The following is a 10,896-nucleotide window of genomic DNA, read 5'->3' as shown; positions in this document are numbered from 1 at the left end:
ATAGGTAGCTGACCCACCGCCATCGCAGGCAAGCCAGCTCCCACAGGTTTAAAATTGGGTGCAGTCAATCGGGCCAGCGTACGGTCAGGCCACCGTCGATAACGATGCTCTGGCCGGTCAAATAACTCGACGCTTCACTGGTCAAAAACTGCACCAGCGACGCCACTTCATCCGCCCGGCCCACCCGGCCCAGCGGAATCGCGCGCGCCGCCTTGGCCAGGCCTTCCGGCCCCAACGAGTTCTTCGCATCCAGTGACTGCGGCGTCTCGATCAAGCCCGGAATCACCGCATTGCAGCGAATGCCCAATGGCGCCAGCTCCACCGCCAGCGACCGGCATAACCCCGGCACACCAGCCTTCGCCGCTGCGTAATGGCTGTGTTCCTGCCAGCCATACACACCACCGGCAATCGACGAAATCGCCACCAGCGCCCCGCCCTCTTTCATCTGTCGGGTCGCCGCGCGGAAGGTGCGCATCACCCCCGTGAGGTCAACATTGAGCATCTCGTTCCACAGCTCATCGGTCATCTCCAGCAGCGGCGCGCGGCGCAGCAGGCCCGCGTTGGCCACGGCGTAATCGAGGCGGCCAAAATGCTCCACGGCAGCTTCGGCCAGCGCGTCCACCGAGGCGGTATCGCCCACGTCCAGCGGCAACATCAGGCAATCACCGCCCGCCTCTTCCACCAGGGCAACGGTGGTGTGCGGGTCATGGGGGTCGGCCGGGTAATACCCGCCCACCACCGCTACGCCAGCGCGGGCATAGGCCTCGGCGAGCGCTTGGCCGATGCCGCTGGCGGCACCGGTAATCAAGGCAACTTTACGGCTCATCTGAACCTCCTTACTGAACAGTTTCCGGACGCACATGGCGCGCGGCAAACATCAGCACGCCGGACAAAAAGCACGGCAGCGCGCCGAACCACAGTGCAGCGGTCTGCCAGTCACTGCCGGCGGACAACACTTGCGTTGCGCCAAAACCTGCGACCACCGCGCCAATCGGGCCCATGGCGTGAATGATCGCGCCGCCGGTGGCGCGGATGCTGGTGGGGAAACTCTCACTGATGAAAAACAGTGCCGCCGAGTACGGCCCGATCAGGAAAAACAGGCCCAGGCTGTACAGCCCGACCACCGTCGGCATGTTGCTTGGGCCAAACAGCATGCCGGCAAACGACAGCCCGCCGAGCATCCAGCCGAGGCCGATGACGTTGCGGCGGCCGATCTTGTCGCCCATCCAGCCGTGGGTCAGGTAGCCGCAATACCCCACCAGGTTGGACAGCACGAGGATGATCAGCGAGTTCTCGAAGGAGATGTGGTGCACGCTGACGATTACCGACGTGCCGAGCACGCTGAACACCTGGATCGCTGCCCAATTGAGCAACAGCGCGGCACCGATCACCAGCGTGGCGCGGCGAGCCGGGCCGCGAAAGGCGGCTTTGAGGCCGGCCTTACTGTGTTCGTCATAGTCCACGCCATAGGTCACGGCGACGTTTTGCGCTTCGGTCACCGCGCCGCTTTTGCGCAGTTGGCTGATGCGCTCATGGATCCGAAACTGCGGGCTTTCCTTGAGCTTGCGCGCCATGATCGCGATCACAATGGCCGGGATCGCAGCAAAGATGAAGCAGCCCTGCCAGCCGATGATCGGCAGCAGCAACGCAGTCAAACCAGCGGCAATCAACGCGCCCACCGGCCAGCCACCCTGCACCAGGCTGTAGATAAAGCCGCGACGCTTGGTCAGGCGCGGGTCTTCGGACGCACCATACAGCTCGCTCAGGTACGTGGCGTTGACGGTTTCCTCGGCATAGCCCAGGCCACCCAACGAACGAATCAGAATCAGCGGCGACTTGCCCCACGCCCCGCCAATGGCCGTCAGTGCCGAGCACAGCGCGGAACCGGCCACGGTGAAAATAATGCCTTTGCGCCGACCCAATTTATCGACAACGGGGCCGATGGCGAAGGCGACCACTGCCGTGCCCACTGCCACCCAGGTCGCGATTTCAGCTTGCTCCACTTCACCCCAGCCAAAGTGCCGGCCGATTTCCGGCAGCAAGGTGCCGAAGAGGATGAAGTCATACACCGCAAACACCCAGGCGAAAAACGCGATCCAGGTCGCAAAGCGCACTTCCTGGGACGTCAGTTGCCGGGGTTTCCAGCCAGTCAGGTCAAGCTTGTTGTAGATAGACATAAATCGCGCCTCGGGGGTGTGGGCTAAGGGTCAGGTACGCGGTTGGCGGCGGATAAAGTCGTCGGCGATTTCGTCGAAGGTGACAAAGCGCACGCCGGCATGGCTCTGGATGTGTTCGATCAAACGCTCCAGCATCAACAGCACCTGCGGGCGCCCGGAGACGTCGGGGTGGATGGTCATGGTGAACACCGCGTGTTCGTGTTCGCGGTAGACCCAGTCGAACTGGTCGCGCCACATTTCTTCGAGGTGACGCGGGTTGACGAAGCCGTGGCTGTTGGGGGCTTTTTTGATGAACATCATCGGCGGCAGGTCATCGAGGTACCAGTTGGCCGGGATCTCCACCAGGTCGGTTTCTTCACCGCGCACCAAGGGTTTCATCCAGGTGTCGGGGTGCTGGCTGTAGTCGATCTTGGTCCAGGTGTCGCCCTTGCGCACGTAGTAAGGGTGGAAGTCGTTGTGCATCAGGCTGTGGTCGTACTTGATGCCTTTTTTCAGCAACAGCTCGTTGGTGACCTTGCTGAATTCCCACCACGGCGCGACGTAGCCGGTGGGGCGTTTGCCGGTCACTTGAGTGATCAGCTCAATGGATTTATCGAGGACGATTTCTTCCTGTTCGGCGGTCATCGCAATCGGGTTTTCGTGGCTGTAGCCGTGCACGCCAATTTCGTGACCGGCATCCGCCACCGCCTTCATCTGCTCGGGGAAGGTTTCCATCGAGTGGCCGGGGATAAACCAGGTGGTGCGCATGCCGTAGCGTTCGAACAATTTGAGCAAGCGCGGCGCGCCGATTTCACCGGCGAACAAACCACGGGAAATGTCGTCGGGCGAGTCTTCGCCGCCGTAGGAACCGAGCCAGCCGGCGACGGCGTCAACGTCGACGCCAAATGCACAGAGAATGTCTTTAGCCATGGTGTGTCTCCTTAAAAGTTGAGTACGGATTCGACGGACAACGCCGCGCGCAACAGGCGCGCGTCCTCGCCCATCGGCGCGCCCAGCAGCAGGCCGGTGGGCAAGCCCTGAGCATCGCGGCCACTGGGCAAGGTCACGCCGGGCATGTCGAGAAAACTGCCGGGCATGGTCAGGCGCAGGGTGGCGAGGTTGGTGTTCACAAACAGGTCATCGTCGGCTTCCAGAGGGGCCAGCGGTGGCGCGACATGCGCGACGGTTGGGGTGATCAGCAGGGCGCCGTCGAGGTCGTCGATCAGTTGCTGTTGCAGGCGACGGCGCGCGTCGGTCAGGTGAATCAGCTGGCTGGCGGGCAGTGCGCGCGCCGCTTCGAGGCGACGGCGCACACGCGGGTCGAGCAACTCGGCATCGTCGCTGTCGAGCAGGGTTTCGTGCAGGGCGAAGGCTTCAAAGGCGCCGAGCCAGCCTTGGTGTTTGATCAGGTTGAGGGTGGCCTGGAACGTTGGGCTATTACGCACGTCGATCAGCGCGCCTGCGGCCTTCAACTGGTCCATCGCGCGCAGCAGGTTGTTGCGCACGGCGGGTTCGATGTCTTCGAGTGCGCCTTGCTCAAGCACAAAGCGCTGGCCCTTGAGGCTGCGAGGAACGTGGGTGTGCGAGCGGCCGTGCAGTACGTCATCGATGGCCAGCGCATCGCGCACGCTGCGGGTCAGCGGGCCGAGGCTGTCGAGGGTGCGCGCCAGCGGAAACACGCCGTCGCGGCTGTAGCGTCGGCTGCTGCTGCGGTAACCGACCAGGCCATTGAAGGCGGCAGGGATGCGGATCGAACCGGCAGTGTCGGTGCCCATGGCGATGGGCACGATCCCGGCGGCGACCGCCACGGCCGAGCCTGAGGACGAACCGCCCGGAATGCGCGGCTGACCCGTGCCGTGTGGGTTAGGCGGCGTGCCGAAATGCGGGTTCAGGCCCAGGCCGGAATAGGCCAGTTCGCTGAGGTTGGTCTTGCCGACGCTGACCATCCCGGCGCGACACAGCAAGCCTACGCACGGCGCATCGAGCAGAGCAGCCGGCGCGTTGCGGCGGTAGGCGGCACCGGCTGTGGTCACGCTGCCGGCGACGTCGAACAAGTCTTTCCAGGCCAGGGGCACGCCATCGAACACACTCAAGGGCTGGCCGGCGCGCCAACGGGCGGCAGCGGCTTCGGCTTCGCGACGGGCACGCTCGGCGGTCAGGGAAATGAACACACCTGGCGACTGACCTGCGCTGTCGAGAGCCTGCTCGAGGGCTTGCACCGGATCGCTGCGACCTCTGGCGAACGCCTCGGCCAGTGAAGTGGCGTCTGACATAGAGTTGACCCTTATAAAACGTACATATTAATAAAATGTACATTTTACAAAGGCAGCTTTCGTGCCAGTCTGTTCACGCGGCTTTCTGCGCCATTGAGCTTTTAAGCCCTGAGCTACGAGATAGATGCTTTTTCAGGAACTAAAAAAATTCGACGCGCCTGGCTGAACAGGCTTCGAATGAAATAATGTATCTTTTATTAATAAGTACATTTTGGTGCAAAAAGTAACATTCCTGCGGGCAAGGCCCCAAAAAAGTGCCACTGACGTGGCGCAGGGTGACAGGCGCAACTTATGAGAGAATCCCCGGCCACCGTCCCACCGCCACCAGAGAAACAGATGAAAGCAGTGTCCGCCTCGGCCTCCCGTTACGCGATGATCCACAAGGTGATGCGGGATGCGATCGTCAACGGCACCGCCCGCCACGGGTTGGTGTTGCTGGAGGCGCCACTGGCCGAATTGTTCGGCACCAGCCGCGTGCCGGTGCGTCGCGCGCTGGACTTGCTGCACGATGAAGGGCTGATCTGCCGCTTCAATGGCCGGGGCTACCTGATCAACCCAGAAGGCCTGGCGATGGAGCCGCTGCGCCTGCCCTTGAGCCACGCGCACCTGGGCCTGAACGGCGACGACGAGCTGGTGGACACCCGGCCATTGGGCGAGCGAATCGTTGAAGAAATCGGCGCGGCGCTGTCCACCTGCATTGCCTTCGGCCATTACCGTCTGGATGAGCAGGCCGCCGCCGACCACTACGGCGTCAGCCGCGCGGTGGTGCGTGAAGCGCTGATGCGCCTGCGCGACCGGGGCCTGGTGGAAAAGGAGCCCTACTCCCAGTGGCTGGCGGGGCCTTTGACCGCGCGGGAAGTTACCGAGGATTACGAACTGCGTGCCTGCCTGGAACCCGAAGCGCTGCGCCAAAGCGCGCCGAACCTTGACCGCGACCTGCTCGAAAGCATGCTGCAACGCGTGCTTGATGCCCAGGACAGCCCGCAGTGCAGCCTGGAAGCCATCGAGCAAATCGAAGAAGACCTGCACCAACGCTGCCTGGCCGGCCTGCAAAACCGCAAGATTGCAGCGCTGATTCGCCAGGGCCAAAGCCCGATGATCATCAGCCGGATTTTTTACCGTTTGCTGGGCATTGGGGCTGATCCGGCCATGCTCGCCGAACATCGATTGATTCTGGAACTGTTGCTGCACGGGGCGTTTGACGCGGCGGCGTTGAATTTGCGCGAGCATTTGCAGCGGGCACGGCAGCGCATGTTGCAGCGGTTGAAGGTGTTGTCGGTGTTGCCTGAACAGCCGTTGCCAGGCTACCTGCACAAAATCAGCTGACCGCACTCAATTCCAACTGTGGGATTTGTGTCTTGGCAAATCCATGCAATATGTTGCTATCTCACGCCCCCCATTGAAACCACTGCTGCTGCGCCCCATCTAACCTCCATACTTCCTTATGCAGGTGCCCCATGAGCGACCAGCAAGAATTCCCTGATTTAGACCTCAACGAATACGCTGACCCCGAAAACACTGAAACCACTTCGTCCAACACTGGCCTGGCCCTGCCTGGGCAAAACCTGCCGGACAAGGTCTATATCATCCCGATCCACAACCGCCCGTTCTTCCCCGCGCAAGTGTTGCCGGTGATCGTCAATGAAGAGCCGTGGGCCGAGACACTGGAACTGGTGAGCAAGTCCGATCACCACTCCCTCGCGCTGTTTTTCATGGAAACGCCGCCAGAAGACCCGCGCCACTTCGACACCTCTGCCCTGCCGCTGTACGGCACGCTGGTGAAGGTGCACCACGCCAGCCGCGAGAACGGCAAGCTGCAATTCGTCGCCCAGGGCCTGACCCGTGTGCGCATCAAGACCTGGCTCAAGCACCATCGCCCGCCGTATTTGGTGGAAGTCGAATACCCGCACCAGCCGACCCAGCCGACCGACGAGGTCAAGGCTTACGGCATGGCGCTGATCAATGCGATCAAGGAACTGCTGCCCCTCAACCCGCTGTACAGCGAAGAGTTGAAGAACTACCTCAACCGCTTCAGCCCCAACGACCCGTCGCCGCTCACCGACTTCGCCGCCGCGTTGACCTCGGCCACCGGTAACGAGTTGCAGGAAGTGCTGGACTGCGTGCCCATGCTCAAACGCATGGAAAAAGTGTTGCCGATGCTGCGCAAGGAAGTTGAAGTCGCGCGCCTGCAAAAGGAAATCTCCGCTGAGGTGAACCGCAAGATCGGCGAGCACCAGCGCGAGTTTTTCCTCAAGGAACAGCTCAAGGTTATCCAGCAGGAGCTGGGCCTGACCAAGGACGACCGCAGCGCGGACGTCGAACAGTTCGAACAACGCCTGGTGGGCAAAGTGCTGCCGCCCCAGGCGCAAAAGCGCATTGATGAAGAACTGAACAAGTTGTCGATCCTGGAAACGGGCTCGCCGGAATACGCGGTTACCCGCAACTACCTCGACTGGGCCACCGCCGTGCCGTGGGGCCTGTATGGCGAGGACAAACTCGACCTGAAACACGCGCGCAAGGTGCTGGATAAACACCACGCGGGCCTGGACGATATCAAGAGTCGTATCCTCGAGTTCCTGGCGGTGGGTGCTTACAAAGGTGAAGTCGCCGGCTCCATCGTGCTGCTGGTGGGCCCGCCGGGCGTGGGCAAGACCAGCGTGGGCAAATCCATCGCCGAATCCCTCGGTCGGCCATTTTACCGGTTCAGCGTCGGCGGCATGCGCGACGAGGCCGAGATCAAGGGCCACCGCCGCACCTACATCGGCGCCATGCCGGGCAAGCTGGTGCAGGCGCTGAAGGATGTGGAGGTGATGAACCCGGTGATCATGCTCGACGAGATCGACAAGATGGGCCAGAGCTACCAGGGCGACCCCGCCTCGGCGCTGCTGGAAACCCTCGACCCGGAACAGAACGTCGAATTCCTCGATCACTACCTGGACCTGCGCCTGGACCTGTCCAAAGTGCTGTTCGTGTGCACCGCCAACACCCTGGACTCGATCCCCGGCCCGCTGCTGGACCGCATGGAAGTGATTCGCCTGTCGGGTTATATCACCGAAGAAAAAGTCGCCATCGCCAAGCGTCACCTGTGGCCAAAACAGCTGGATAAAGCCGGCGTGTCGAAAAACAGCCTCTCGATCAGCGACGGTGCCCTGCGCGCATTGATCGACGGTTATGCGCGGGAAGCCGGTGTGCGCCAACTGGAGAAACAGTTGGGCAAACTGGTGCGCAAGGCCGTGGTCAAGTTGCTGGATGAGCCGAACTCGGTAATCAAGATCGGCAACAAGGACCTGGAAAGTTCACTGGGGATGCCGGTGTTCCGCAACGAGCAAGTGCTGTCCGGCACCGGCGTGATTACTGGCCTGGCCTGGACCAGCATGGGCGGCGCGACCTTGCCGATTGAAGCGACGCGCATTCATACCCTCAATCGCGGGTTCAAGCTCACCGGGCAGTTGGGTGAAGTGATGAAAGAGTCCGCCGAGATTGCCTACAGCTACATCAGCTCGAACTTGAAATCGTTTGGCGGTGATCCGAAATTCTTCGACGAGGCCTTTGTGCACTTGCACGTGCCGGAAGGTGCCACCCCCAAAGACGGCCCGAGCGCAGGCGTGACCATGGCCAGTGCGTTGCTGTCGCTGGCGCGTAACCAACCGCCGAAGAAAGGCGTGGCCATGACCGGCGAATTGACGCTGACCGGGCATGTGCTGCCGATTGGTGGCGTGCGCGAGAAAGTGATTGCGGCGCGGCGCCAGAAGATTCACGAACTGATCCTGCCGGAGCCGAACCGTGGCAGCTTTGAGGAATTGCCGGAGTATTTGAAGGAAGGCATGACGGTGCACTTTGCCAAGCGCTTTGCGGATGTGGCTAAGGTGCTGTTCTGATAGATCTCTAGGGCTGAACTGGCCTCATCGCGGGCAAGCCCGCTCCCACAGGTATTGGTGTTGTTAATGACAACACGGTCAACTGTGGGAGCGGGCTTGCCCGCGAAGGGGCCAGTCCAGCCACCTCAATACCCCAGCCTGTCACACCCAGTCTCATCTTCGGTTATGCTCGCCCTTCGTCGTGAATCAACGGAGCCCCCATGACCGCTGCCCGCCTTCTTCTCCCCCTGAGCCTTGCCCTACTGGCTGCGTGCGCCAGTGCACCGAAGCAAAACATCACCGTTGAAGACCAGGGCGCCTGCCCGCTTCAGCTTAAAACCGGACAAAACCTGATCCTCACCCTGCCGAGCAACCCCACCACCGGCTATCGCTGGGCCATCCAGGATTCCGCTGGCGGCGTGCTGCGCGCGTTGAGCCCCGAGGTCTACAGCAGCAGTGAATCCGGCGTAATCGGTGGCGGCGGCCAGTCCACCTGGCGTTTCCAGGCGTTCGCTGCCGGCCAGGGCCGCTTGCGCCTGACCTCCCAGCAACCGTGGGAGCCGGAGGCCGAACCGGCCGAGACGTTCGATTGCGCCATTACGGTGAACTGAAGTGCCTTGGCTGATTCTTGCGTTGATGGGCGCCGGTAGTTATATCTACGGCCTGACCCCCATGCAGCATTGTTGTGCCTGTTGATCACCACCTACTGGCTCGGCCAGTGGGGTATCACCGCCTCGGCTTTCCATCAGACAAACCGCGCATCCCCTCACCACATTGGCTAAAATGCCGGCCTTTCCCCCATCGTCGCCGGAACAGCCGTGAGCAAAGAACCCGATCGCCTATTCGCCCAGCCCCTGCCCCAGGTGCCGGACTTCGCCTTTAACGAGGACGTGGTGCGGGTGTTCCCGGACATGATCAAACGTTCGGTGCCGGGTTACCCGACCATCGTCGAAAACCTCGGCGTACTCGCGGCGCAGTTTGCCCAGCCCAATAGCCTGCTCTATGACCTGGGCTCTTCCCTGGGCGCGGTGACCCAAGCCTTGCGTCGCCATGTGCGCACCGACGGTTGCCGCGTTATCGCTGTGGATAACTCGGCAGCAATGGTCGAGCGCTGCCGCGAATACCTGAATGGCCAGGATTCGATGTTCCAGGAGTTGCTGCCGGTTGAGGTGATTGAGGGCGATATCCTCGCGCTGCAGTTTCAGCCGGCGTCGGTGGTGGCGCTGAACTTCACCCTGCAATTTATCGCCCCCGATGAGCGCCTGGCGCTGCTCGGTCGCATCCGCCAGTCGCTGCTGCCGGGCGGTGCGTTGATCCTTTCGGAAAAGCTGCGCTTTACTGATGCTGAAGAACACGCACTGCTCACCGACCTGCACGTCGCGTTCAAACGCGCCAACGGCTACAGCGAACTGGAAATCGCCCAGAAGCGCAGCGCCATCGAAAACGTCATGAAGCCCGACAGCCTCGAAGAACACCGAGAACGCCTGCTGGCGGCCGGGTTCTCCAAAGTCGTGCCGTGGTTCCAGTGTCTTAACTTTGCCTCGTTGATTGCCTTGCCATGATTGATCTGTCCCCCCTCGCCCGCCATATGGTGGGCACTCCTTTGGCCGTGTGGGCCCAAGGCCTGCAAGCACAACTCGATAGCAAGATGGAAAAGGGTCATGGCGACCTGGAGCGCTGGCAGAGCGCGCTGGATGCCTTGCCGAAAATCCAGCCCAGCGAAGTCGATTTGCTCAATGGCCTGAGGCTCGACACCGATTGCGACGACGCCACCCGCGCGCAAATGCACACCGCGTTGATGGGCCTGAGCCCATGGCGCAAAGGGCCGTTTAACCTGTTCGGTGTGCATGTGGACACCGAGTGGCGCTCGGACTGGAAGTGGTCGCGCGTTGCGCCGCACCTGGATTTAAAGGGTAAACGCATCCTCGACGTGGGCTGCGGCAACGGTTACTACATGTGGCGCATGCTCGGCGCGGGTGCCGACAGCGTGATTGGCGTGGACCCGAACTGGCTGTTTTTCTGCCAGTTCCAGGCGGTGCAGCGCTATTTGTCTGAACCCAAAGCTTGGCACCTGCCGTTCCCGTTTGAAGACCTGCCACCGAACATGGAAGGCTTCGACACGGTGTTTTCCATGGGCGTGTTCTACCACCGCCGTTCGCCGATCGAGCATTTGCTGGCACTGAAAGACTGCCTGGTCAAAGGCGGCGAGTTGGTCCTGGAAACGCTGGTGGTGGAAGGCGATCAGCAGCAAGTGCTGGTGCCGGAAGACCGCTACGCGCAGATGCGCAATGTGTGGTTCCTGCCATCGGTGCCGGCGCTGATGCTGTGGCTGCGCCGCGCGGGCTTCAGCGAGGTGCGCTGTGTGGATGTGAGCGTGACCACCGTGGAAGAGCAGCGCGGGACCGACTGGATGAAGTTTCAGTCGCTGAGTGATTTTCTCGACCCGGACGATCACAGCAAGACGATTGAAGGGCTGCCGGCGCCGATGCGCGCAGTTATCATCGCTCGCAAGTAATCCCCCAGACCTGTGGAGGTGAAATGTGGGAGCTGGCTTGCCTGCGATGCAGACACCTCGGTGTGTCAGTTGGACCGAGGTGTCTGCATCGCAGG

The 10,896-nt window shown here is 61.7% G+C and carries 9 protein-coding genes and 1 pseudogene; 6 read left to right on the top strand and 4 right to left on the bottom strand.

The window, feature by feature from the left end:
- Positions 1-64: 64 nt before the first annotated feature.
- The 4 genes from ACP7A2_RS26775 to ACP7A2_RS26760 are packed head-to-tail and all read right to left on the bottom strand — an operon-like array spanning position 65 to position 4,429.
- Positions 65-826: an SDR family NAD(P)-dependent oxidoreductase gene (locus ACP7A2_RS26775; protein ID WP_426136807.1), complete on the bottom strand. Its 762-nt coding sequence runs from the start codon at positions 824-826 to the stop codon at positions 65-67.
- 10 nt (positions 827-836) lie between these two features.
- Positions 837-2,177 carry an MFS transporter gene (locus ACP7A2_RS26770; RefSeq protein WP_426136806.1) on the bottom strand — a complete coding sequence of 447 codons (1,341 nt, stop codon included), beginning with the start codon at positions 2,175-2,177 and terminating at the stop codon, positions 837-839.
- 30 nt (positions 2,178-2,207) lie between these two features.
- Positions 2,208-3,086 (bottom strand): polysaccharide deacetylase family protein, encoded by an 879-nt coding sequence (locus tag ACP7A2_RS26765; protein ID WP_426136805.1) that lies wholly within the window; start codon positions 3,084-3,086, stop codon positions 2,208-2,210.
- 11 nt (positions 3,087-3,097) lie between these two features.
- On the bottom strand, positions 3,098-4,429 hold the full coding sequence (locus tag ACP7A2_RS26760; protein ID WP_426136804.1) for an amidase: 1,332 nt from the start codon (positions 4,427-4,429) through the stop codon (positions 3,098-3,100).
- Between the two features lie 336 nt (positions 4,430-4,765).
- On the opposite strand from ACP7A2_RS26760, the gene ACP7A2_RS26755 reads away from it, so the two are divergent.
- From ACP7A2_RS26755 to cmoB, 6 genes and pseudogenes are all read left to right on the top strand, one after another.
- Complete coding sequence (locus tag ACP7A2_RS26755; RefSeq protein WP_426136802.1) at positions 4,766-5,755, top strand: GntR family transcriptional regulator; 990 nt, start codon at positions 4,766-4,768, stop codon at positions 5,753-5,755.
- Positions 5,756-5,886: 131 nt separating this feature from the next.
- Entirely contained in the window at positions 5,887-8,307 is a 2,421-nt protein-coding gene (gene lon, locus ACP7A2_RS26750; RefSeq protein ID WP_426136801.1) for an endopeptidase La, read from the top strand.
- 200 nt (positions 8,308-8,507) lie between these two features.
- Positions 8,508-8,897 (top strand): protease inhibitor I42 family protein, encoded by a 390-nt coding sequence (locus ACP7A2_RS26745; protein WP_426136800.1) that lies wholly within the window; start codon positions 8,508-8,510, stop codon positions 8,895-8,897.
- A 1-nt stretch (position 8,898) separates the two neighbouring features.
- Positions 8,899-8,984: pseudogene (locus tag ACP7A2_RS26740) on the top strand (lysoplasmalogenase); the annotation flags it as partial.
- A 120-nt stretch (positions 8,985-9,104) separates the two neighbouring features.
- Entirely contained in the window at positions 9,105-9,848 is a 744-nt protein-coding gene (cmoA, locus tag ACP7A2_RS26735) for a carboxy-S-adenosyl-L-methionine synthase CmoA (RefSeq protein WP_375071087.1), read from the top strand.
- A complete protein-coding gene (cmoB, locus tag ACP7A2_RS26730; protein ID WP_426136798.1) occupies positions 9,845-10,801 on the top strand; it encodes a tRNA 5-methoxyuridine(34)/uridine 5-oxyacetic acid(34) synthase CmoB in 957 nt (318 codons plus the stop codon). The genes cmoA and cmoB overlap by 4 nt, the downstream gene beginning before the upstream one ends.
- Positions 10,802-10,896: the final 95 nt, after the last annotated feature.

The organism is Pseudomonas sp. PWP3-1b2 (genome assembly GCF_049896045.1).
GTDB classification, from domain to species: Bacteria; Pseudomonadota; Gammaproteobacteria; order Pseudomonadales; family Pseudomonadaceae; genus Aquipseudomonas; species Aquipseudomonas antarctica_B.
The sequence above is the reverse complement of the archived record's forward strand: the minus strand, read 5'-3'. Positions and strand labels throughout refer to the sequence as shown.

Bases quoted from the DNA above. Each gene is read 5' to 3' on its own strand.
- ACP7A2_RS26775 (WP_426136807.1), bottom strand. From the start codon at position 826: ATGAGCCGTAAAGTTGCCTTGATTACCGGTGCCGCCAGCGGCATCGGC.
- ACP7A2_RS26770 (WP_426136806.1), bottom strand. From the start codon at position 2,177: ATGTCTATCTACAACAAGCTTGACCTGACTGGCTGGAAACCCCGGCAA.
- ACP7A2_RS26765 (WP_426136805.1), bottom strand. From the start codon at position 3,086: ATGGCTAAAGACATTCTCTGTGCATTTGGCGTCGACGTTGACGCCGTC.
- ACP7A2_RS26760 (WP_426136804.1), bottom strand. From the start codon at position 4,429: ATGTCAGACGCCACTTCACTGGCCGAGGCGTTCGCCAGAGGTCGCAGC.
- ACP7A2_RS26755 (WP_426136802.1), top strand. From the start codon at position 4,766: ATGAAAGCAGTGTCCGCCTCGGCCTCCCGTTACGCGATGATCCACAAG.
- lon (WP_426136801.1), top strand. From the start codon at position 5,887: ATGAGCGACCAGCAAGAATTCCCTGATTTAGACCTCAACGAATACGCT.
- ACP7A2_RS26745 (WP_426136800.1), top strand. From the start codon at position 8,508: ATGACCGCTGCCCGCCTTCTTCTCCCCCTGAGCCTTGCCCTACTGGCT.
- cmoB (WP_426136798.1), top strand. From the start codon at position 9,845: ATGATTGATCTGTCCCCCCTCGCCCGCCATATGGTGGGCACTCCTTTG.